This is a genomic window from Paenibacillus sp. MAEPY2, assembly GCF_000499205.1.
In the GTDB taxonomy this organism is placed as follows: Bacteria; Bacillota; Bacilli; order Paenibacillales; family Paenibacillaceae; genus Paenibacillus; species Paenibacillus vandeheii.
On sequence record NZ_AWUK01000006.1, the window covers coordinates 87727 to 110110 of the forward strand.

A 22384-nucleotide genomic window follows, 5' to 3' on the forward strand; every position below is an offset into this window, starting at 1 on the left:
AAATATAATTCTATATTTCTACTGGGCAGAAGTCAATGAAATGGTGTACAGACGCAGTCTTTTATAAAAGAATAGCGACAGTCAGGGAGCTTGCTCTCCCCTATACTGCCGCCAATTTATAATCCTTTAAAGAAAACGTATGATACTCTGCCGCCTCTTTAACTACTTATTGCATCTTGGAGGCCAAATCCTTCAGCGCTGCGTTCAGGTCACCATCCCCGGCAAGTGGAAGTTTGAGTGATTGCTCACCATATGTCCAGACCAGATCGGTTTTCTTGGTTGTAAAGGGAGAGACAATACCATACTGCTGCGCATCCAGGAAGATTTTATTATCTTCGCCTACAGTAGCAATATAGGCATCCGCTGCGGCCTTGTTAGCAGGAATGGAATATCCCTGCTTTGCCAGTTCAGTCTGTCCTTCCGGACCCGCAAGCCAAGCGAGCAGCTTGTAGGCCGCCTCTTCATGCTTGGTGTTGGAGCTGATTGCAAGACCTGCTGGCTGAACGACAGTCTGGTTGGTTTTGAATTTCGGCAAATAGGAGATACCGTAATCCACGCCAGCCTCCTGGTAGTTGGTTGTATTCCAGCTGCCACCCGGATTCATCGCTACTTTGGATGTAGTGATCGCAAGATTCACCTGTCCACCTAAACCTTCAATCTGTGCAGGTGTGGTGTTAATCTTTTTGTTTTTGGTCATATCGATAAAATAGTTCAGCACTTCCATCGCTTCAGGTGTCTCAAGCGCAAGGGAACCATCGTCATTCACCAGCTTCGCTCCGTTGGACCACAGCTCTGGCTCCAGGAACCAATCCATCGTTGATCCCGGTGAAATGGACAAGCCCCACTGCACAATGTTACCGGCATCAAAACCCGCTTCGTCTGCGCTTTTCCCGTTCTTATCCAGCGTCAGCTTGGTTGCAATATCGGTAATTTCATCCCATGTCGGTTCAAGCGATGGAACCGGGGCCTTATGAGGATTGGTTGCTTCGTTCTCAAAGATCGCTTTGTTGTAATACCATACGATAACGTTGGCATCGATCGGCAAGGATACTTGTTTACCCTGATATTGGTGAAGACCCAGCAGACTTTTGTCCACATTGTTCAGATCAAACTGATTTTCCGCCAGCAAGCCGTCCAATTCCTTAAAAATGCCCAGCTCAGCGTATTTCTCTACGTATGCATAACTCGTTTTGAACACATCCGGAAGTGTGCCCCCAGCTGCATTGGCTGTCAGTCCATCCCAGTAGCTGCCCCAATCCTTGCCTTCCAGCTTGACCTTAATATCGGTATTCGCCTTCATGAACTGATCCAGCAGTTCCTGTGTACGATGAAGCTCTTCAGCAGTTCCCCATTGGGAGTACGTAATCGTTACAGGCTCGTTCTGGCTGCTGCCGGAATCCGTGGAGTCGGCGTTTTCGGAAGATCCCCCGTTTCCACATCCACTGATCACCACCATCGTTGCAAGCACAAGTGCCCATACATTGAATAGCCGTTTACTCTTCGCTCTCATATACACAGCTCCCCTTTAAGTCATATCAATAAGTCCTGTTCACCTGAAAACCGGAAAGCAGGCAGCCACTCTACCCTTTGGTGCCCGTAAGCACCACCCCCTCGACGATATAACGTTGTGCAAACAGATACAGCAGACCAATAGGCACAATACTGATGAATGCCCCAGCAGCAAGTGCCGGCAAATCCTGACTCGTCTGACCAATCAGCAGCTGCAAGCCCACACTCAGCGTGAACATCTCTGGGTTTTTGATATACAAGAACGGCCCCAGAAAATCGAGCCAGGAATTCACAAAGGCAAAAATAATGGTCGTCATAATAATCGGTTTGGACAGCGGCATAATGACGCGTGCATATACCGTCCAGCGATTGCCGCCGTCGAGATAGGTAGCCTCGTCCAGCTCCTGGGGAATGGTCATGAAAAACTGTCGGAACAGGAAGATATAATAGGCGCCTCCGAGCCAGGCTGGCACAATGAGCGGCAACCAGGTATCAATCCAATTCAGCTTGGAAAAAAGGACATACGAGGGAATCATCATAATGGATGGAGGAATCATCAAAGTAACCAGCACCACTGGGAACAGAATATTCCGATACTTGGTTGCAAAGCGGGAAAAACCGTAAGCGACAAGTGAGCTCGAAACTACCGCGCCTGCCGCGACAAAGAAGGAAATGATAAATGAGTTCTGAATCCAATGCCACATCATCGGCTGTACGGCGAACAATCGTTCAAAAGCTTCCAGACTGAATGTGTCCGGAAGAATGGTTGGAGGGACCTTGTAGGTTTCCGCTTTGGTTTTCAGCATGGTCGAGAGCATCCATACCAGAGGCCCTGCGAACAGCATTAATGCTGCGATCAGCATGGTATATTGGGACGCTTTTACCGCTATTTTTCGGCTGTTCATTAACTCTCCTCCTATCGTTCTCCCTCGTAATACACTAAGCGGTTCGATACTTTCATCAAGATCAGGGTGACTAGCGAGATCACAGCGAACAGGAAAATCGATTGCGTCATCGCCATGCTGAATTTCAGATCGGTAAAGGCCGATTTATAAATGTTGTAGACAAACGTATAGGCGGAGTAGTTCGGACCACCCTTGGATAGCAGCAGTGCTTCCGTAAACATCTGAAAGTTATACATCGTCTGAATAATGATGACAAACAGGATAGAAGGACTGATCATCGGCAGCGTAATTTGGAAAAATCGGCGAATCCCGCTTGCACCGTCAATTGCGGCAGCTTCATACAAATGTCTGGGTACATTTTTCAGTGCAGCCAGGAAAATGAGTACGCCACTGCCGGAGATCCAGACCTGAAGCATGATGATGACTGGCTTGATCGTATGTTCGCCACCAATCCAGTCCACTTTGCCTATACCGAGCGCACCAAGTCCGGCATTCAGGATGCCAAATTCGGAGTTGAATACCAGCCGCCAGATAATGACCGTTGCCACAATGGGCACCAAGGTAGGCAAGTAGAAGAAGGTACGGAACAAGGCAATACCTTTGACATTAAAATTAAGCAGCATCGCCAGACCGAGCATGCCCGCCGTAACGATCGGAACACCGAATACAACGAAAAACATCGTGTTCATCAAGCTTTTTAAAAAGATAGGATCGTCCATCATGTGTGTAAAATTATCAATGCCGACAAAGTTGAAATTGGTTGCTCCCGGAAGCCTTGCATCGGTAAAGGCGTAGAAGACCGAGGTTCCGAAAGGAAACAGGAAAAAGGTAATAAATCCGATGATCCAAGGCAAAATGAAGAGAAAAAACAGCAGTGTGTCATATTTTCTCAACCTGTTCATGATGACACCCCTCAGCCTGAAATTTCTTCTAAATAGACGTACCGTTCTTCCAAAATGGATTTCTCTGCCGCCAGGGCAATAAGCAGCGCGTTACGACCAACCTGTGCACTCGCAAAAGGCTGTCTGCCTTCCTGTATACATTTCAGAAAATCAATACGCTGGGTCTGTCCTCCGGTATGTCCACCCATGATGGAATCCGACGACACATCAATTTCCAGGTGGTCTTTCGTCCAGTCCTGCCCGCCAACGATATCAATCGTCTTGTCATTCCGTGCCACCATCTGACCGCCATTCTCTCCGATCAGGCCGATCTCAAGCCCTTCTCCCATCAGATTGCGCGGTTTCAAATACATGCACAGGCCCAGATTAGCTTTGCTGCCGTTATCGTAATCAATGGTGATAAAGGCGTGATCGACGATGGAGGTGTCCGAAATTTCTTTCGTCGGATAGTGACTGTATGAATTTTGAATCTGATTAGGCTCCCCTTGCTTCATGACATGCTGCCCTCCAGAGGCAAACACACGGACTGGCTTCGCCTGAATCATCCAGTTGAAAATATCGAAGTGATGACAATCCTTTTCTACAATCGCTCCCCCAGACTTGGTCTTGTCATAGAACCAATCCGCAGGCGGGAACGGGTCACGGAATTCCTTGCACCACATTAATTTCACATCGCCGAGACGTCCGTTCTCCAATTCCTTCTCCATCCGGCGATACAGATTTGAATACCGATAGACCAGACCAATCTGCAATATTCGCCCCGACGCTTCAGCAGCTTCTATAATGGCATCGCAATCCTCAATGGTATGGGCAACCGGCTTCTCCAGAAATACATGCTTGCCAGCCTCCAAAAAAGCTACCGCTACTTCACGATGCAAATAGTTCGGTACACTGATGACTACCGCATCCAAATCTTCCTTGGTGAGCAGTTCACGATAATCGCTTACGATGGCGGGGTTACTGTTCTTGAGTTCAGCCAGCGTACGTGCCACATTGGCCTCATTCATATCACAGATATAACGAACCTCACTATCTTCAAGCAAATCAAAACCAATGCAATGATGTGACCCCATGTCTCCTACACCGATAAAAGCCATTTTTATCTTCCCCATGCTTACACTCTCCGTTGCTCGTAAATTTGCGGCAAATGCCATGAAGCCAATTCGATGTTAAGTAATCTAACAGGATAGTGACTATGTAACGATAGTAAAATAGTTTTAGTTGCTTGTCAATTGATTTTGGCTAAATTTTTAATTATTTTGCGGCAACATATTCGCGATTTATTTTACATACTACTAAACAGTATAACTCTTTATTTATCACAAATTAAGCGTTTACAATTTTGTTCTATTATCATATACTTTAATTTGTATTCATTTTTATTTGCGGCAAATATAATTACGAAATTATAATTACTTATGTTCAAAATCTAATGAAACACTCTTATTTTCAATCAAAAAATCAATAAATTCTGGAAAAAAACCTGTTGAATCTCCTTTATTCATCCACTATAATGCAATTTAGACGCGGGACTCCAAATATAAAAACAACTTTTGCATTTGCCGCAAACCAAAATATGATCTTTTAAGTTGTTTATTCCTCAATTACTCCCATGACTCTTACATAAAACGTCATAGATCTGCGATAATGTGGATTGGAAAGGAGCTGAGTTTCCCTATCTCCCCCTCATGAAGACACATGAGGAGGAGCAGATGAAGTCAACATCCAAAATTTCATTATTCAGGAGGTATACCGTGACAAGATTATTCGATCAAAGCAAGCTGACCCTTGGACTTTTTTTGGCTTTTGTCCTTACGATTACCCTGCTATTGCCTGCGGGAGCCTTACCAAAAGCCTCTGCTGCCACCATCACCATTGATGGAAATGTCAGCGACTGGAGCGGCGTTAGTGCTCTCACGACCAATAGCGGCACTGCCCAGACGCTCAAAGTGACCAATGATGGAACCAATCTCTACCTGCTCGTTCAAGGTTCAGGTCTGAGTACGGCGATGGGCAACTTCTGGATCAATACCGATAACAATACCTCAACCGGCTACCAGGCAGCGGGCTGGGGAGCTACAGGTGTGGAATGGCTGCTTGAAAATACAGGATTATATCGCTATGGTGGCAGCGGTACAGACTGGAGCTGGAGTTCTAACAGCACATTGACTACTTCCCAATTCTATCGCAGCGCTTCCGTCATTGAGGTGGCAATTCCTCTCGCTACATTGCAAATCAGTGCAGGCAGCACGGTACGGGTCGGATACATCGACAATAGCTCGGATACGTCGAGGCTGCCCGCGGCGGGTCAAACACTGCCTGCTTACCTTTTGACCTCGGGTGGGTCAGGCGGCGGGACAGGGAACACCGTCGTGAATCCCGTTGAGCTTGACAGCCCACTTAACAATCCGTTCAAAGGCTGGGCGCCTTCGGCCAAGAGCACGACATATGTACAACCGCACAGGCTCGTGTATGCCGGAGTAACTTGGAAGGAACTTGAGTCTACCAAAGGGTCGTATGATTTTAGCGCGATTGAAGCTGCCAACAATCTCGCCTACTGGAAAAGTAAAGGCGTCAAAGTGGTGCTTCGCTTCATTCTGGACAGTCCTACAGGACAGGCTCATCGAGATATTCCAGACTGGCTCTACAATGACATGATTGCCCGCGGAGAATCACCCGGAACAGCTTATAACGATACAACCGGAGGCATGGGTACAGGCAACAACATGGGCTTCTCTCCCAACTACAATTCCACCTATCTGCAAGATCGGCACAAATTAGCTATCGAGGCCATTGCGGCAAGGTACAACACGAATGATCGCCCCGTTGCTTTTATCCAGATCGGTTCTCTCGGACACTGGGGCGAATTCCATACTTGGCCATATGTCGGACCGAATGGCGAGACCAATTACACAGGTACTTTCCCAACCAATGATATTTCGAACAAGTTTGTTCAGCATTATATCGATGCCTTTGCCGGCAAAGAGGACAAAATGCAAGTTCTGATCCGGCGCAGTATTGCCCTTGCCAAAACCAATAACAAAGGCATGGTCATGGGCATGTTCAACGATGTGTTTGGACATAAAGACAGCTTCGATGCCGATTGGGGCTGGTACACAGGCACCCAGAATGGCTATTGGGATGACATCGGCCAGCAGCAGCCAGCCCATGCGAACTTCTGGGAGACACGTATCTCCGGCGGCGAATTTTACGGGGGCGCTTCCGGCATGCTTGCGGCATTAACCACGGGTAGCGGATTTACGGAAACGTTGCGTCAAACGGAGCTCAGCAAACCAAGCTGGCTGGGACCAAATTCCCCTGCTTCGCTTCCTCTGAATCATGCGTTACAGGCCAACATTGATGCACTCAAAAAAAGAATGGGTTATCACTTTGTCGTGAAGGAAATCTCGCATCCGTCCACCATTAGCGGAAGCACGTTTACGACAACAATCAAAGTAGAAAACAAAGGCGTACAGCACTTCCCATTTGCCTGGCCGGTTGAAATTCAACTGCGCAGCGGCAATACCGTGGTCGCCAAGAAAACAACAACCGTTAATCTGACCACGTGGAAAACGGGTACCTACACCCTGACCGACTCCATTCCAGTCTCCGGTCTTGCTGCCGGAACCTATGATATCGCGATTGCGATCATTGATCCGGAAACGAATAAACCTGGCGTAGACTTTGCCAATACGAACAAGCTGACCGATGGCTCGTTCAAGCTGAGCAGTGTAACGAAGTAAACGGCATGACATGAAAAGAGCAGGAATAAGGGCCACAGCGCCCTTCATTCCTGCTCTTTCTTTTTTTGGGATGATAACTATCTATCAACCGCACACAACAATCAGTAAGCCCCGGCAACTCTCCTCTATACGTGAGGCACAGGTGTCATTTGATTGCGTTCCATCAGAATCCATAATTCATCAACCAATTCTTCTGTGGAGTACGGTTCGGCTGAGGTAATCCACCATTCAATCATGCCAGCCAGCGCGGAAGCAAGGAATTGAAGCATAATCTCCTTGTTCCTTCCCTGATTGATGCCAGTCATGTCGATTTGTTTATCCAGTCCTCTCAACAGAGCAGCCTGCAAGCGAGTTCGAAATTCCGGGACACTTTGATCATCCAGCACTGCACCATAGAATAGAGCATGTTCCTTCAGATACCGAAAACTGTGCAGTAGAGCTTCTTTGGAAGGAAATATGCCAGTGACTCCGCAGAAGAGACTGCTCTCGATCATTTCCACCAAATGGGATTTTATACACTGATCCAACAAATCAAACTTGTCCATGAAATGCAAATAAACCGTTCCGCGACTTACATTGGCTCGCTCTGCAATTTGATTAATCGTGATTTGCTCGAATTTTCTTTCGGACAGCAGTTGAATAAAAGCCTCTATAATCGATTCACGTGATTTTTGTATTCTTCTGTCCATACCTACTCCTTTTATTTATCGGATCTGAGACTAAACAAAACAGTGAATTGTGTTCATTATTATACACATTCCACTGTTTTAACAATTGTGGTCCAATCCCATTATAAGTACGATCATTATATTGAACGGCTGGAAACAAATCAACTGACAGCCAGCAATACCGAATGGAGGCCTATGATGAAAACAGTAGTGATAGAGAATTATGGAGGCTCAGAAGTTTTTGCGGAGCAGGAGCGCGATATACCACATATTAGTGATACACAGGTGCTCGTGGAGATGAGGGCAACCACCGTATCCTCAGCGGATCAACTGATCAGAACCGGAGCATTCCAGCATTTCATGCCCGTGCAATTCCCTCATGTTCTTGGAGTCGATATAACCGGAATCGTCGTGGCCACAGGGAGTAAGGTTACGCGTGCACAAATCGGGGATCGCGTTATTGCGGTGTCTCGTACAGGCGGTGGTTACGCCGAACATGTCGCTGTGGAAGAATGCGATCTTGCTGTGATAACACAGTCCCTTTCCGATGCAGAAGCTGCTTCGGTCTCTGCGTCCGGCATGACGGCCTGGCAAGCCTTATTTCACTATGGCAAACTGCAGGCGGGACAGCGTATTCTGATCCACGCCGGTGCAGGTGGCGTAGGACACATCGCCATACAATTAGCCAAACAACACGGCGCTTATGTGATCACCACGGCTCGGGCCCATAATCATTCATTTGTTCTTCAGCTCGGTGCCGACGAAGTGATTGATTATACAACAACCGATTTTGCTGAGACTTTGAGTCCTGTTGATGTCGTGCTGGATATGGTTCGTGACCCGGTTGTCGATAAAGTCACGGGAATCGGAGCAACAGAACTGAAAAATTACAGCATATTAAAGAATAATGGGACGTTCATTTCCCTTGTAAATCCGGTGATTGCGAAGCAACCTCTCATCCGTGGAATTGATGCCCAGTTTGCCTTAATTACCCCTAATGCCAACGACTGGGAAGCGTTTATCCAATGGATTCAGACGAATAAGCTCGATATACATGTAGACAACGTATTCCCCTTTACCCGCCAAGGTGTAGCCGAAGCTCATAAATATTACGACACCCGGAATAAGAGAGGCAAAATAGTCATTCAGAAGGATGTTATTAATAGATAATCTACCTTCTATGTTGCTCAAGAAACTGGGATGTCCCACTTGCAGCAGCAAAAAGAGCAAGTACTGAACACTTTCAAGGTTCAGTTACTTGCTCTTTTTTATACTATTGCGCCTTGTTTCGCAGCTGACTGTAATACAGCTCGCTGTAGAAGCCGCCCTGTTCGAGCAATGCGTCATGCGAACCTTGCTCCAGCAGCTGACCATCCTTCAGTACAAGAATGCGATCGGCTTGGCGAATCGTGTTCAGCCTGTGAGCGATGACAAAGCTGGTGCGGCCTTGCATCAGGCGCTGCAGTCCTTCCTGTATTTTGATCTCCGTGACGGTATCAATACTGCTCGTCGCCTCGTCCAATACTAGAATGGACGGGTCGGCCAGAATTGCCCGGGCAATGGCAAGCAGCTGCTTCTGCCCTTGGCTGATGCCGCTTCCGTCGGCCTGAAGCACTTTGTCGTACCCGTCCTTCATCCGCATGATAAAGGAGTGAGCATTCGCCAGCCTTGAAGCAGCTTCCACCTCTTCATCGGTCGCATCCAGGCGCCCGAAACGGATATTTTCCCGAATCGTGCCCTGGAACAGGAATGAATCTTGGAGTACAAAGGCCATATGTGAGCGCAAATTCTCACGCCGAATGGTCGTAATGTCACGTCCATCCACTGTCAGCGTACCGGCTGTAGGATCGTAGAAGCGGGATAACAGCTGAATCAGGGTTGTTTTCCCGGCCCCCGTCGGGCCTACCAAAGCGATCATCTCACCCGGCTTCGCTTCAAAGTTAATCTCATGCAAAATATTGCGTCCTTCATCGTATCCAAAGGAGACGTTGTCGAAGCGAACGGCTCCCTCCACCTTTTCGAGAGATACTGCTGCGCCTTCATCCTTCGCTTCCTCATCCTCATCCAGAACTTCGAACACCCGCTCTGCCCCGGCAATTGCAGACAGCAACGTATTCCACTGGTTCGCCAGATCATTAAGTGGACGGGTAAACTGACGGGCATATTCCACGAAGATGATAATTACCCCCACTGTAACGGAACCTTGAATCGCCAGAATCCCGCCAATGCCTGCAACAATTGCAAAACTAAGGTTATTTAGACCATTCATCAGCTTGGGAATAAAACCGGAGATCGTCTGCGCCCAGAAACCGGACAACCGGATTTTCGTATTTCGTTCCTCAAACCCGCGAATGACCCGCTCCTCCTGAGAAAAAGCTTTGATAATCTTCTGTCCGGACAACGTCTCCTCAATGTACCCATTGAGTTCGCCGAGATTACGCTGACGTTGCTTGAACAACGGCCCGGTTCTGCGTGTAATCCAGCGCATGCCAATCGCCATCAGCGGTACAACGATAAATGTAAGCAAGGTCAGCAATGGACTTAACCAGAGCATCACGCCAAACGTTCCGATCAGTGTTAACACACTGGAGAAAATCTGGATGGCCGAGCTGTTTAGCGTACCGCTGACATTCTCGATGTCGTTGGTAACCCGGCTCATAATCTCACCCTGTTGTCGCTTGCCGAAGAAAGGAATTGGCAGCTTGTGCAGATGAGAGAACAGATCATACCGCATGCGGAACACGGTCTCCTGGGCAATTTCGATCATCCATATATTTTGCAGCCATGATGTCAGGGAGAAGAGAACATAGACTGCTACCAAACCAAACAAAAAAGTCGTCCAGCTGGAACTCGTTGCTTCTCCATCAATGAATTTATCCACGGCCACACCGACCATATAAGGCCCCAGCAACGCAAGTGAGGAACTGGCAAATACCATCAGCAGCACCATCGTCAGCTTGACCTTGCGGCGAGCCAGATACGTCCAGATCCGACCTAACGTACCGGACCAGTTCTTCGCCCGTGCCTTCGGCTTGCGACCTCCACCTGCCTTCAGCGTCTCGGGATCTAACGGCGGTGGAGGCTGACGGAAAGGTTCAATGAATGCTTTGAACATGTGGTGTACCCTCCCCGTATTGTGATTCATAAATTCGGCGATACAGTTGGGAAGAATCCATCAGATCCTCGTGTTTCCCCTGTCCAATCAGACGCCCATCGTCCAACAACAGAATCAGATCCGCAGAGGTGGTTGAACTGATCTTCTGCGTAATAATAAAAGTTGTACATGACAGCTCTTCCAGTGCATTCAACAGCCTTGCTTCTGTGGCTACATCGAGAGCACTTGTACTATCATCCAGAATCAAAATGCTTGGACGACGAATCAATGCACGGGCAATTGAAAGCCGTTGTTTCTGCCCACCCGACAGATTGACTCCCCGCTGACCCAGCTGTGTATCGTAGCCATTCGGCAATTTCTCAATAGTCTCGTGAATCTGGGCACGCCGTGCCGCTTCCTTAATCTCTTCCAGCGTGGCGTCCTCCCGGCCCCAAGCAATGTTATCCCTTACCGATCCGGTAAAAAGAACGACCTCCTGTGGCACATAACCGATAGCTCCGCGCAGTGTGGAAATATCCAATCGTTCTGCATCATTGCCATCGATACGCACTTCGCCTTGATCTTCGGTATAGAGCCTTGGAATGAGCTGCACCAGGGAGGATTTACCTGAACCTGTAGCCCCCATGATAGCAATACGCTCGCCTCGTTTGGCTGAGAACGTAATATCCTCCAGCACGGTAATTTCACTGCCCGGATAGCTGAACCCTACATCTTGAAAATCAACTGCACCCTGGATAACAGGACTCCCTTTTCCTGCTTTCGCCAATTGACCTGCACTCAAGGATTCCCCTGATTGTCCTGATTGCGGTCCTACTTGTTCAGCTCTTCTTGATCCTTGATTATGTGCTGATTCTGATACATCCTCTGTATCAAAAACTTCATTAAGCCGCTGCGCCGAAGCGCTTGCTCTGGAGAAGGTCACCAGAATCCAGGACAGTGCAGACATGGCTCCGATGGTGCGAAGCAAATAGTTAATGACAGCGACCACTTCACCCACGGTTGCACTTCCGGTGACGATATCACGCCGTCCGAACCATAGAACGGCGATGATACAGCCATTCATCATAAGCAGCATGAATGGCATCGTTGTCTCCGTCAGGCGCAGCGCGGAGATCGTGCCTTTCATCAGCTTGCCACTATATCCGGCAAAGCGTTCAATCTCGTGGCCCATCCGGACGAAGACACGGATTAGCCGAATGCCTGTCAGATTTTCCTGGATGACTCCGTTGACGGCATCCAGTCTGCGCTGCACATTGCGGAACAGCAGCGCTGCCTTTTTGATCATCCAGATCACAAACACGAGCAGCACAGGCACCATCACAACGAGCAGCAGACCCAGCTTCGGATTCACCACCACCGCCATGATCATGCTGCCAATCACGACCAGCGGCACACGCGTCATGAAACGTAGGCTCATAAACACCGTGTCCTGCACCTGTGTGACGTCCCCGGTCAATCGGGTAATCAGCGATGATGTGGCAAAACGGTTGAACACCGCATAAGAGAACGCTTGCACTTTATCATACAGCTTCTCCCGCAGATCGTAACCGAAGCCAAGACTCGCATGTGACGCAAAAAACGAACTCGCAATACCCGCGGCAAACGCCACAACGGCACTGCCCACAAGTACCCCGCCCCATAGCCAAACCACTGACAGGTCGCCCTGCTGGATACCGTTATCAATGATTTTCGAGATCAAATAGGGTTGTGCCAATTCGACCGTCAATTCAATCAGCATCATGACCAGTGCTGCGATGGCGGCGACTCGGTACTTCTTCAAGTAGTACAACAGCTTGATCATAATCATTCCTCCGGCCCGGAGCGCTTTATGTTCGTGACGATTGGGTATGTTCACGCAGCCAGCTCCGTTAGTCTCTTCTTTCAATAACTCTATGTAAAATTTCACGTATCCAATACGCTTATTATATCGCATTTTGAACCTTCAAATCGCTAATATCTTCATTCCTTTTCTTTATTAACCTGAAATGGACGGTGAGGGAACAATCATCGGTAACAAAAAAACCTGAACAGGTTGCTCAGGCTTGTTAATTTTTCATACGATAGCATCAGTATCATATTTATTTGCCATAGGTCTGTTCCAGCCGTTCTTCTTCATTGGTGGATAACAAAATGTTCAGCAGCCCCATCACGTTATTCGCTTCTGTTCTGGCTTCCGTATACTTCTCGGCAAATGCAGCTTCGTCCTGTTCCGGATCTATTGCAGCCAGTTTGGCCCACGAATCGCGGGCTTTATCGTAAAGTTTCGTTAAAGTGATGTCATACGTATGCTGCGCGACAGGTGCCATGGAGTCGAACTCCGCTGCATTCTTGAAAAATTCCATCGAATCCGTAAAGGACTGACTCGTGTAATCCTTGTTCTTCATGGCATCCTCCGTGAGTAGCAGTGCCTGACGAGAGATAAATAACGTCTTCACCATGGCACGCTCCAGATTGGTTGCTTCTTCCCATGATACATAGGACACTTCTGGTGCCTGAACGGTTGTGAAAAAAGGAAAGGCATCATCGATCAATCGTTGTGAATCGGAATGGATCGGAATGCCTGTGTTCATGTTCACTACTGCATCACTGTAGTTGGCTATATTAATATTTTTGGAGCCTTCTTCACTTACCCGGCGCACCGGATGATCCTTAATCGGAATCCGAATATAGCCAAGCTTGTCGGCGTACTTCTGCTGTAACTCTTGGAGTGTCGAGTCCAAGCCAATCTTGCCTTCATCCGATGAAGACCCTGTTGCAGCCGAATTCGAGGATGTGTCCGCAGCGTCAGCTTCATTCGTATCTGCTGACGACGTTTCAGTCGTTGATGTGTCGGCGCTATGGGTCGCTGTGGCTAAGGCACCAGCATCCTGGGCAGAATCCTTCGTTGCTGCTTCCTTTGCCCCACCACCACAGGCGGTCAGAACAGCTGCCAAGCTGAAAATGGCTGTAAACATCTTAATTCTATGGTTCCATCTCATCATGTAATCTTCCCCTTGTCTTATGTATGTATCCGACTACGTTAACCTCTACTTTAATGCATGAACAACCTGTTTCATAAATGCCCTTTCCGATAACATGGATTATTCAGCATATAATCTGGTCTTTATTTTATCATAAGTTAAATACTGGGTGTATACGACAATATGCCTGCATCCTTATGTAACCTCACCTATTTCCTAATTTCACAGACAAATCAAAATAAACACGGTCATCCCTGAAAGGACAACCGTGTTTATGTGTATCCTGTGTACTTCATTACATCCACACTTTATATCAAGTGATGGACCGAAACGAAGAGTACAAACCAAAACCATTGCATTCCCATTTTGTCGTGCTTGATTGATGCAGCAGGTTCGGGTACCTCTTATTTGATGCCTTTGGCCTTTTCCATGTGCTCAGCCCGGATTTGGGGATCCGTGGAATTAACTGCGGACAACAAGTTGTAGATCGCCTGAATATCCTGCTCTTTATATAACGTTTCGGGGACCTCTGTCTCAAGCCGTTCCGTTTTGCGCAGGATGGTCTCCACCAATTCATGATCATAGATAATCAGTTCATCCGAATTGACGTAACGCACAGCAGGATCAACGCTGATCCGACAGCGATTGGTGAAAGTCACCATCGAGACGAGACGAACTCGTTTATAATCACCGAGGTGTGCCTGAATGGCCTCTACATGCCCCCGGTGCTGCATTAGTGGGTTATACATCTTGATTCGGCTACTGCTGACGGTCCAGTTGGCCTCTCTTCGGCCGCCGCGGATCTCACCCGTTGTCAGGTTTCGTGTCTCAATTACAAAGATTCCCCGGGGACCAATGACGACATGATCAATGGATGAATAACCCGATCGGGACTTGGTATTGGAAACGAGTAAGTCATTGAGAACTTTGTAATCACCCGGAAGGCCATGCAGCTGCTGGGCAGTGGTAGGTTCCTCTGGCTGACGGGTCCAATTTCCATCGGATTTTGCTTTGCGTCGACTGCGGACCATACGTGTAGGAATAGGAGCCGTTGAGGGCAAAGATGAAGCGGAAGCTGTGATCTGGTTCGCGAGCTCTGGCTGTGACTTGAACAGAGACAGGATTTTTTTGAACATGGGCAAGCTCCGTTCTATGTAGTGTGGGTTTCGCACATCCATTATGTATACTTCTATTACTTATGTCGGATAAAGAGGGGCAAAAATAAAGGGAAGAGGACCAAAAATACACGACTTAACCTAAAGTATATACGATTCTTTAACCAATACTGTGACTTTAGACGCATATGAGAAGGGGGATTTTTAAAAAACAGCGCATTCCTTTCTATTGAAGAAAAAGAACGCGCTGTGGTCTGGTTGTGGCGATTAAGCCTGTAAATAGTATGTGTAAAGCACCTGTGTACCCTTCTCATCTAGACCGTTCCTTGAGATTTCCTGATACAAAGATTCGGCCAGTGCCAGTCCTGGCGTCTTCATGCCCATAGCTTTGGCGGATTCAAGAGCGATACCCATGTCTTTGATAAAATGTTTCACATAGAATCCGGGCTCATAATCGCCTGCGATCATGCGCGGACCGAGATTGCTAAGCGACCAGCTTCCGGCTGCACCGGTAGCAATGCTCTTCAGCACACTCTCCGCGTCCAGGCCGGATGTCTTGGCATAGGCAAGCGCCTCGCATACACCCATCATGCCTGAAGCAATGGCGATCTGGTTGCACATTTTGGTATGCTGTCCTGCTCCCGCCTTGCCTTGCAGCACAATATTGGTGCCCATCTGCTCGAACAACGGACGAACTGCTTCGAAAGCCTCCGAACTACCGCCCACCATGATGGACAGCTTGCCATCCCGTGCTCCAATATCCCCACCGGAAACCGGTGCATCCAATGCATGCAGTCCTTTGGCTTCAGCGGCTTCATAGATTCGTGCAGCCAGCAGCGGACTGGATGTAGTCATATCAATCAGGTACGAGCCTGGTTTGGCGTTCGCCACGAGACCATTCTCACCGAGATAAATCTCCTCGACATCCTTCGGATACCCCACCATTGTGATGATGACATCACACTCTGCTGCGAGTTTGCCTGGGGTGTCATGCCATACAGCTCCATCCTTCACGAGCGCTTCCGCTTTGGCGGCCGTGCGCGTATAGACATGAAGCGGGTAGCCTGCCTGCTGGATGTGACCTGCCATGCTTTTGCCCATCACGCCTGTACCGATAAAGCCAACTTTCGTCTCTGCAGGTGCCTTTGTCGTATTGGTCATCGTAGGTCTCCTCCTTATTTCTCTCTGCTTCAGTTGGAACTTGTCTTCTAAACTTGCTATATCTGTATGTTAATGCTTTCGCGCGCGGCCGTCTATCTGTTTCCGCATTTCTGGTCCAAAAACAATGAAACAGGAATCGAAATCCCATATGTTGTACAACCTAACGGAAACTTCCTTGAACGGAAAGGAGGATTCCCATGAGCCGTGAAAAGGGAGAAATCACGATATGGCTGTCCTTTTCCATTATTTTGTTAAGCGCAGGACTTGTATGCCATGTTCTATCCATTCCGGCGATTCTGGATTATGCAGGCAGAGATGGATGGCTATCGGTCGTGGCTGCTGCCCCTTTCTTTTTGTTGTTTCTATGTATGATGTTCGTGATCATCCGGCGGGTACGCGGACAGCGTTTGACGGACTGGATTACGCGGGAATTTGGTGCAATTCCTTCATGGATTTTCCGCATTACTGCCTCAATTTTGCTGCTTTCACTTGGCTCACATACCCTATATGAAACAACGAACTGGACGGTATCCACCTACCTGCAATTCACCCCACCTTACGTGCTCGCAGGCGGCGGTGCACTGGTTGCTGCTTGGGCGGCTGCCAAAGGCATACGTTCCATTGCCATGACCTCCAGCCTTTTGCTTCCCTTCGTGATCCTGCTTGGATACTTCGTGATGTCAGCCAACATGAAATATAAAGACTATGGACAGCTGTTCCCGATTATGGAATATGGTACCGGTCCTGTCCTGAGAGGCATGATCTATTCGCTTGCCGGACTGATGGAAATCTGGATTTTGATGCTGTTTCAACATGATATCAAAAGCAAAATTCGCTGGTGGCATCTTCTGCTGCTCGGGCTATTCATGCTCACTATGGCCATTGGCCCAACGCTGGGAGCCATCGTTGAGTTTGGCCCAGAGGAAGCCGCGAAACAACGAAATACCCCTTATGAGCAATGGAAGCTGGTGAATATCGGGAAATTGCTTCAGCACGTGGATTTCCTATCCATATACCAATGGCTGAGCGGTTCTTTTGCCAGAGTGGCCATCTCCATTTATCTTATTGTGGATCTGCTCAATTTTCGCAGACCGAAGAAACGGTACATTGCTGTTCTCATCGTCACTTTCATCATGTGCTCCATAGCGGTCCAGTGGTGGAGAATTGATTATGTCGACTATTATGTAAACCATATCCAATTTCCCGTCATGCTGGCTTATGTATCTGTCGTCACCACCCTGTTGACCCTAGCCGCACTTATTCACAAAAAAGACAAGGAGGCTCCTGCTCATGCCGCTCAAAACCACACCAAAGAGCCCTCATCGGACTGAACCATTCCGGATCAATCAGCATAATCTTACGACTTTTTTTGCCGGATCGGACGACGTCATTATTAGCAGACACATGATGGGGGAGTCTCCCACACAGATTATCATCGTGTATTGCAGTGGTATGGTGGACAGCAAGTCCATCTACGATATTATTCTTCCCGAATTGGCCCGCACTTACGAGATTACTCAGTTCGTTCGTACATCGGATATCGAGAAGTCCATCTCCCTTCAATGGACCCGGATGGATTTACAGGACCCCGCATTGGGTACGGACCTCATGTCCCTGCGGGTATTTGAAGGTCATCTGCTCATTTGCATCCCTTCACTTCAATCGATGTGGAGCATGGATATATCCAACATTCCTACCCGTTCGCCGGATGAATCGACTACCGAGGTATCGATCCGCGGAGCCCGGGATGGCTTTATCGAACGCCTGTCCGTTAATATCGCTTTAATTCGTACACGGCTGCGCACAGCCGAACTGGCCTGTAACATCGAATTGATGGGTTCGCGTTCCGTGACCAAGGTAGCCCTGATGTATATCAAAAATATTGCCAATCCCGAGCTGATCGATGATGTCAAGGATCGGCTGCGCAAAATCGACACGGAACGAGTCATGACCGCGAATGAACTGGAGGAATTATTGTCTCCTTCCAAAATCACGTTGTTTCCGGTCACCCATTACACAGGCAGACCCGATTTTGCAGCGGAATGTCTTCTGAACGGCCGCTTCATCCTCATCGTGGATGGCAATCCCAGCGCCATCATCGGCCCGGTGAATCTGTTTCTCCTTCTCAAATCACCCGAGGATGCCAGTTTTCCGTTCCTTCCGGTGAATGTCGGCCGCATGCTGCGCTTTATCGGGCTATTGGTGACCATATTCCTGCCCGGCTTCTATATTGCGCTGACTTCATTTCATATGGATCAGCTGCCTTTTCCGCTGGTGGCCACGATCTCGGTTGGTCGAATGGGCCTGCCCATGGAGTCCGGTGTAGAGATGTTTCTCATTATGCTTCTCATGGAGCTGTTCCGGGAAGCAGGGGTAAGGCTACCGAGCGCCATCGGTCAAACGCTGACCGTTGTTGGCGGATTGATTATCGGGGATTCAGCCATCCGTGCAGGGATGGTTTCCCCGCTCATGATTGTCGTCATTGCCGTAACCGTGGTGGCCGGGGCAACTATTGTGAATCAGGTCATGACCAGTTCTGTTCTGATTCTGCGCTTTTTCTGTTTTATACTGGGGGCATCCCTCGGCATATACGGGTTCATTCTGTCCATCATCCTGTTCCTGATCTACCTGACCGATCTGAAATCGTTCGGCATTCCTTATCTGACGCCGCTAAGTCCGCTTAACTTCAAACAGGCTGTGGCCTCCTTATTCAAGCTGCCGAAGGGATGGCTGAAACGCAGACCCGTCTACCTGGAAACGCAGAATCCGCGCAAGGAAGGGAATGATCAATGAAGCGGCCGATACAACGATGGTTGCTAGGGCTGCTAAGTCTCTCTCTTTGTTTCGTGACCAGCGGATGTTGGAGTGCATACGAGATTCAACAGGTGGACTATGCCAAAGCGATTGGGATCGATTATAAGGACGGAATGTACCACATGTATGTTCAGAGCATGGACTTTGCCAGTGTAGCCAAAAGCGAAAGTTCAGCCAAAACGGCGGAATCCCCGCCGGTATGGGTTGGACATGCATCGGGAAAAACATTGAATCTGGCTGTAAACGAGCTGTTCCGAAGTTCCCAGCTTCATATCGCCTGGGGGCATGTGACCGCCATTGTTATGGCCGAAAGTATCCTGACAAGCAAGCATATCAAGGAAGTATTCGACATGCTTGGACGTTTCCCGGAATCACGGTACACAACCTGGGTGTACGGCACTCGCGATCCGTTGGAGAATATTCTGAGTGCCACGTCAATCTTCAATATGTCGCCGCTGGACAGCATTCTGCATAACCCTCTTCCCTCATTTCTGGAAGAATCTCTGTTTCCTCCGGTGCTCAGTTTCAAACTCATTGCTACACATAACGATGCATCCACGACAACCTATCTGCCTTGCATCGCCATGAACAAGGAGCATTGGTCGCAGAACAAAAAAAATCATGAACTGTTTATCATTGACGGCGCTTTTTTTGAGAAAACCGGGGATGACTTTGAATATTTGCCCCATAACAAGCTCTCTGGTTACCACTGGCTGCTTAAAGATATGCGGCGTGCGCCATTGATTATTGAAAATGAAGGGACCATTTACGGTGTGCTCAGTGTCGGCTTGCCCAACATCAAGATTGTCCCTGTTGTTCGTGGAAATGAGGTTCGCTTCAACATTGACGCCAAGTACCTGACCGCCTTGTATGAATATCTCACCCCTATTTCCTATGATGACATGGTTCAATTTAGCGAGAAAACGTTACGGGATCAAATCTTGCAAACATATCGCGCAGGTCTGCAAAAAGGGGTTGATATCTATGGACTTCAGGAGAAGCTTTATCGCAAAAATCCGAGCCTGTGGCGTAAGTTATCCAATGATGGCTCCAAGATGATCCTCACGGAAGATTCCATTCAGAAGCTGAACATTCATATTACGATTCCATATACGGGTAAATTCCGTAGGAAGGTGTAATATAGCAAATCCCCTGCCAGATCGAACGGCGAGGGGATTGTTTGGTTGATGATGCGATTATTTTGCACACGGGGATTCATGGATTCGTTTCATAGCATTCATTCGATTCGATTCCTTCTAATCTTCGTTATCCAGGGATGAGTAGATCGAATTGCCAGCATTATCGAGCCCTTGGATGTCCATCTGCACTTCCGTTATTGGATGCTGAATAACGGCAAACCACAATCTCCCTTGATCAGAGGGATCAAGGATACCTGCCTCCACTTCCGCAACCGAAGAATTCGGATCATAGCGGATAAGTAATCTGATTATGTCTGGATTGTGGATATAACCGTATATAATATAGCACGTGTTGTCATTAGAATACTGATATCCCGTCAGAAGATAAGATATTGGCCCATCTTTATTGTCCTCAAGGACACTTCCTGATTTGATTACTTCGGAAGACCATTTCCTATGCCTGATCAAGGCAGAAGCAATACCATCAGTTTGGGTGTCCTGATATAAAACCAAGTGAGTACTTGAATCGACGGGTGCTACCACCATCACCTGTTCAGGTTGAATATTATTTCTGGATAGCAGGTGACCGAACTCTTCCGGCCTACATGATCGGATCAAGAGGAGAAGCCCTACAAGTACTATAATAAATAACACATATGCTCCCCGTTTTCGATTACGTGTCATATGCATACCTCTTTCTTTAAAAGCCAAATTTCAGTCCTAAGTATTCGATTATGATCCATGAAGCAGGCCAAACTAATGGAACATGAATAACCCAGTAAGGGGCTTTATATCGCCCGTTCTCGTAACTAATCCCACAATAAAAAATCGCAAATAATACGCTCAAAGGATAGGTGAAAAGAATTTTAACCATAAGATCTTGGGAAGTATCATATGTATGTGGAGATGGTGACGCTAAGGACAAATCGAGTCCGAAAAGAGCCATAGGCCAAATGAACAAAGTAACTCCATACAAAACCATAAACAAAAATAAATAATTATATAACTTCTCATTTTTCCTCTTGCTCATGTGCCCTCCTGATTGCCTGAACGTAATCGCCCAACTTAAGTAACCTTTATCAAAAAGATTTTACAGGATGTATATGGAAATATAAATAGTTAATTCCTTATTGATTAATAAAATGACCGCCAACCATACAGGTTAGGGCCATTTCATGATGTTAAATTATCGTATTCACCAATACGCAGCGGCCGCCTATCAGACTATTGTTCATTCTGCCTGTAATACTCCATTATTCGCATGCGTGTGGTCAGAATCAGGGTTTGTGGCAGCAGCACCACAAATATAAAAAGCGGCACGATCAGCACCAGGTGAGCGGCAAAATTTTCTGCGCCAAACGATGGTTTGGGAAGCTCAATGAAGTACCACCAGCACGGAATGGCAACCAGCCAGGTCAGTCCGGTAGAGATGAACATCTCCTTCACCCCGCTCCATAGAAAGCAAAACAATGCGACAAATACAATTGGAACAGCCCAGGAATCTAATATTGGCCCCCAGCTCTGGAAGACAAAGATAATGGCAGGATACAGAAGATTAATGGTCCAGCGCCAGATTGGATTGTGGTAGATAAACATGATACCTCCTTGCTCGGCAAGTAAACGCATTTAATAAGGGGACTGAGCTTTGCGTATATCTTCGCGGTCTGCCTCTTCCATTTTCCTTATATATCGTTCTAATTGCTCTTTATGTGCTTCTAGCTCAGCTAATTTGGATGTAGTCCCTTCAAGAAAAGTCGACATTTTTGCAGACAACTGTACTGCAGACTCTCCCTTCCAATCTTGCAGCCTTCCATACTTTGTATTAAAGTGTCTTTAGAGTTTATTTCCATAAAAGGAGAATTAATGCCCTATGAAAATAAAACCCGTAGCTCTGATCTTACTTATTTTTTTACTAGGAGGATGTTCAAGTATGTCTACCTCAGATAAGCAAAATATTGTACAAACAGCTATACCAATAAGTGTTCAGTACATAAAGCAGTACTACATTGCGGACTTTATTGTAACGAGTCATGATATTGATGATCCTTCCATCCATTCACGGCTATACCTATACGGTCATATAACAGGACATGAGGATGAACGTATTACCGTTTCCTATAATTATGATACACAGGAGGTTCTCAGTGTAGAAGGACCAGGCTGGTTTATCGATAGCCGAAATCCGAAAAAGGAAGCACCTTCTTCCTGAGAAAAATCTGCAAAGAGGCACACAGATGTATTTTACACTTCGTTAGATTAGGACCGGGAGAGAATACCCTGGTCTTTTTTTAGTTGTTAGATGAAGTTGAATTGCAAAAATCATCTTTGTTTATATCTATTCATTATAAATCAA

Annotated in this window: 19 protein-coding genes; 6 read left to right on the plus strand and 13 right to left on the minus strand. The window is 47.4% G+C overall.

The genetic code is table 11. The annotated features are described in order from the left end of the window. Positions 1 to 166: 166 nt before the first annotated feature. The 4 genes from P364_RS0104120 to P364_RS0104135 form a co-directional block, all read right to left on the minus strand. Positions 167 to 1510: an ABC transporter substrate-binding protein gene (locus P364_RS0104120; protein WP_024628891.1), complete on the minus strand. Its 1344-nt coding sequence runs from the start codon at positions 1508 to 1510 to the stop codon at positions 167 to 169. Positions 1511 to 1580: 70 nt separating this feature from the next. Further along, entirely contained in the window at positions 1581 to 2414 is an 834-nt protein-coding gene (locus P364_RS0104125; protein WP_024628892.1) for a carbohydrate ABC transporter permease, read from the minus strand. Positions 2415 to 2425: 11 nt separating this feature from the next. Further along, positions 2426 to 3316 (minus strand): carbohydrate ABC transporter permease, encoded by an 891-nt coding sequence (locus P364_RS0104130; RefSeq protein WP_024628893.1) that lies wholly within the window; start codon positions 3314 to 3316, stop codon positions 2426 to 2428. Between the two features lie 11 nt (positions 3317 to 3327). Continuing rightward, positions 3328 to 4428: a Gfo/Idh/MocA family protein gene (locus P364_RS0104135; RefSeq protein ID WP_024628894.1), complete on the minus strand. Its 1101-nt coding sequence runs from the start codon at positions 4426 to 4428 to the stop codon at positions 3328 to 3330. A gap of 642 nt (positions 4429 to 5070) precedes the next feature. On the opposite strand from P364_RS0104135, the gene P364_RS0104140 reads away from it, so the two are divergent. Next, complete coding sequence (locus P364_RS0104140) at positions 5071 to 7059, plus strand: DUF4832 domain-containing protein (protein WP_024628895.1); 1989 nt, start codon at positions 5071 to 5073, stop codon at positions 7057 to 7059. 125 nt (positions 7060 to 7184) lie between these two features. Here P364_RS0104140 and P364_RS0104145 read toward each other — a convergent pair whose 3' ends face one another. After that, complete coding sequence (locus tag P364_RS0104145; protein WP_024628896.1) at positions 7185 to 7748, minus strand: TetR/AcrR family transcriptional regulator; 564 nt, start codon at positions 7746 to 7748, stop codon at positions 7185 to 7187. A 174-nt stretch (positions 7749 to 7922) separates the two neighbouring features. On the opposite strand from P364_RS0104145, the gene P364_RS0104150 reads away from it, so the two are divergent. After that, positions 7923 to 8897 carry an NADP-dependent oxidoreductase gene (locus tag P364_RS0104150; RefSeq protein ID WP_236642171.1) on the plus strand — a complete coding sequence of 325 codons (975 nt, stop codon included), beginning with the start codon at positions 7923 to 7925 and terminating at the stop codon, positions 8895 to 8897. A gap of 103 nt (positions 8898 to 9000) precedes the next feature. Here P364_RS0104150 and P364_RS0104155 read toward each other — a convergent pair whose 3' ends face one another. The 5 genes from P364_RS0104155 to P364_RS0104175 all read right to left on the minus strand — a co-directional run bounded on the left by P364_RS0104155 (position 9001) and on the right by P364_RS0104175 (position 16078). After that, positions 9001 to 10842, minus strand: a complete 1842-nt coding sequence (locus P364_RS0104155; protein ID WP_024628898.1) for an ABC transporter ATP-binding protein — start codon at positions 10840 to 10842, stop codon at positions 9001 to 9003. Further along, the gene (locus P364_RS0104160; RefSeq protein WP_024628899.1) at positions 10823 to 12643 is read right to left on the minus strand and encodes an ABC transporter ATP-binding protein; all 1821 of its coding nucleotides are present in this window, start codon (positions 12641 to 12643) and stop codon (positions 10823 to 10825) included. Before P364_RS0104160 ends, P364_RS0104155 begins: the two co-directional genes overlap by 20 nt. A gap of 277 nt (positions 12644 to 12920) precedes the next feature. Next, positions 12921 to 13823 (minus strand): hypothetical protein, encoded by a 903-nt coding sequence (locus P364_RS0104165; RefSeq protein ID WP_052016493.1) that lies wholly within the window; start codon positions 13821 to 13823, stop codon positions 12921 to 12923. Positions 13824 to 14206: 383 nt separating this feature from the next. Next, positions 14207 to 14938, minus strand: a complete 732-nt coding sequence (locus tag P364_RS0104170; RefSeq protein WP_024628901.1) for a nuclease-related domain-containing protein — start codon at positions 14936 to 14938, stop codon at positions 14207 to 14209. 246 nt (positions 14939 to 15184) lie between these two features. Then, positions 15185 to 16078, minus strand: coding sequence for an NAD(P)-dependent oxidoreductase (locus tag P364_RS0104175; protein WP_024628902.1), 894 nt, complete (start codon positions 16076 to 16078; stop codon positions 15185 to 15187). 197 nt (positions 16079 to 16275) lie between these two features. Between P364_RS0104175 and P364_RS0104180 the strand changes: the two genes are divergently transcribed. The 3 genes from P364_RS0104180 to P364_RS0104190 are packed head-to-tail and all read left to right on the plus strand — an operon-like array spanning position 16276 to position 20031. Continuing rightward, on the plus strand, positions 16276 to 17409 hold the full coding sequence (locus P364_RS0104180; protein ID WP_024628903.1) for an endospore germination permease: 1134 nt from the start codon (positions 16276 to 16278) through the stop codon (positions 17407 to 17409). Continuing rightward, positions 17369 to 18871 carry a spore germination protein gene (locus P364_RS0104185; RefSeq protein ID WP_024628904.1) on the plus strand — a complete coding sequence of 501 codons (1503 nt, stop codon included), beginning with the start codon at positions 17369 to 17371 and terminating at the stop codon, positions 18869 to 18871. Before P364_RS0104180 ends, P364_RS0104185 begins: the two co-directional genes overlap by 41 nt. Next, on the plus strand, positions 18868 to 20031 hold the full coding sequence (locus P364_RS0104190; RefSeq protein ID WP_024628905.1) for a Ger(x)C family spore germination protein: 1164 nt from the start codon (positions 18868 to 18870) through the stop codon (positions 20029 to 20031). Before P364_RS0104185 ends, P364_RS0104190 begins: the two co-directional genes overlap by 4 nt. Positions 20032 to 20148: 117 nt before the next feature. Here the strand turns inward: P364_RS0104190 and P364_RS0104195 are convergent, their stop codons facing one another. From P364_RS0104195 to P364_RS0104205, 3 genes are all read right to left on the minus strand, one after another. After that, positions 20149 to 20715, minus strand: a complete 567-nt coding sequence (locus tag P364_RS0104195; RefSeq protein ID WP_024628906.1) for a hypothetical protein — start codon at positions 20713 to 20715, stop codon at positions 20149 to 20151. 16 nt (positions 20716 to 20731) lie between these two features. Then, positions 20732 to 21061, minus strand: coding sequence for a hypothetical protein (locus P364_RS0104200; RefSeq protein WP_024628907.1), 330 nt, complete (start codon positions 21059 to 21061; stop codon positions 20732 to 20734). Between the two features lie 194 nt (positions 21062 to 21255). After that, positions 21256 to 21627 carry a hypothetical protein gene (locus P364_RS0104205; RefSeq protein WP_024628908.1) on the minus strand — a complete coding sequence of 124 codons (372 nt, stop codon included), beginning with the start codon at positions 21625 to 21627 and terminating at the stop codon, positions 21256 to 21258. Between the two features lie 334 nt (positions 21628 to 21961). Here P364_RS0104205 and P364_RS0104215 point away from each other — a divergent pair, with 334 nt between their 5' ends. After that, complete coding sequence (locus P364_RS0104215) at positions 21962 to 22240, plus strand: hypothetical protein (protein ID WP_236642172.1); 279 nt, start codon at positions 21962 to 21964, stop codon at positions 22238 to 22240. Positions 22241 to 22384 lie beyond the last annotated feature (144 nt).

What these genes read in the sequence shown, in the direction of transcription:
- P364_RS0104120 (WP_024628891.1), bottom strand. Translation starts at nt 1,510, where the DNA reads ATGAGAGCGAAGAGTAAACGGCTATTCAATGTATGGGCACTTGTGCTT.
- P364_RS0104125 (WP_024628892.1), bottom strand. Translation starts at nt 2,414, where the DNA reads ATGAACAGCCGAAAAATAGCGGTAAAAGCGTCCCAATATACCATGCTG.
- P364_RS0104130 (WP_024628893.1), bottom strand. Translation starts at nt 3,316, where the DNA reads ATGAACAGGTTGAGAAAATATGACACACTGCTGTTTTTTCTCTTCATT.
- P364_RS0104135 (WP_024628894.1), bottom strand. Translation starts at nt 4,428, where the DNA reads ATGGGGAAGATAAAAATGGCTTTTATCGGTGTAGGAGACATGGGGTCA.
- P364_RS0104145 (WP_024628896.1), bottom strand. Translation starts at nt 7,748, where the DNA reads ATGGACAGAAGAATACAAAAATCACGTGAATCGATTATAGAGGCTTTT.
- P364_RS0104150 (WP_236642171.1), top strand. Translation starts at nt 7,923, where the DNA reads ATGATGAAAACAGTAGTGATAGAGAATTATGGAGGCTCAGAAGTTTTT.
- P364_RS0104155 (WP_024628898.1), bottom strand. Translation starts at nt 10,842, where the DNA reads ATGTTCAAAGCATTCATTGAACCTTTCCGTCAGCCTCCACCGCCGTTA.
- P364_RS0104160 (WP_024628899.1), bottom strand. Translation starts at nt 12,643, where the DNA reads ATGATCAAGCTGTTGTACTACTTGAAGAAGTACCGAGTCGCCGCCATC.
- P364_RS0104165 (WP_052016493.1), bottom strand. Translation starts at nt 13,823, where the DNA reads ATGATGAGATGGAACCATAGAATTAAGATGTTTACAGCCATTTTCAGC.
- P364_RS0104170 (WP_024628901.1), bottom strand. Translation starts at nt 14,938, where the DNA reads ATGTTCAAAAAAATCCTGTCTCTGTTCAAGTCACAGCCAGAGCTCGCG.
- P364_RS0104175 (WP_024628902.1), bottom strand. Translation starts at nt 16,078, where the DNA reads ATGACCAATACGACAAAGGCACCTGCAGAGACGAAAGTTGGCTTTATC.
- P364_RS0104180 (WP_024628903.1), top strand. Translation starts at nt 16,276, where the DNA reads ATGAGCCGTGAAAAGGGAGAAATCACGATATGGCTGTCCTTTTCCATT.
- P364_RS0104185 (WP_024628904.1), top strand. Translation starts at nt 17,369, where the DNA reads ATGCCGCTCAAAACCACACCAAAGAGCCCTCATCGGACTGAACCATTC.
- P364_RS0104190 (WP_024628905.1), top strand. Translation starts at nt 18,868, where the DNA reads ATGAAGCGGCCGATACAACGATGGTTGCTAGGGCTGCTAAGTCTCTCT.
- P364_RS0104195 (WP_024628906.1), bottom strand. Translation starts at nt 20,715, where the DNA reads ATGACACGTAATCGAAAACGGGGAGCATATGTGTTATTTATTATAGTA.
- P364_RS0104200 (WP_024628907.1), bottom strand. Translation starts at nt 21,061, where the DNA reads ATGAGCAAGAGGAAAAATGAGAAGTTATATAATTATTTATTTTTGTTT.
- P364_RS0104205 (WP_024628908.1), bottom strand. Translation starts at nt 21,627, where the DNA reads ATGTTTATCTACCACAATCCAATCTGGCGCTGGACCATTAATCTTCTG.
- P364_RS0104215 (WP_236642172.1), top strand. Translation starts at nt 21,962, where the DNA reads ATGTCTACCTCAGATAAGCAAAATATTGTACAAACAGCTATACCAATA.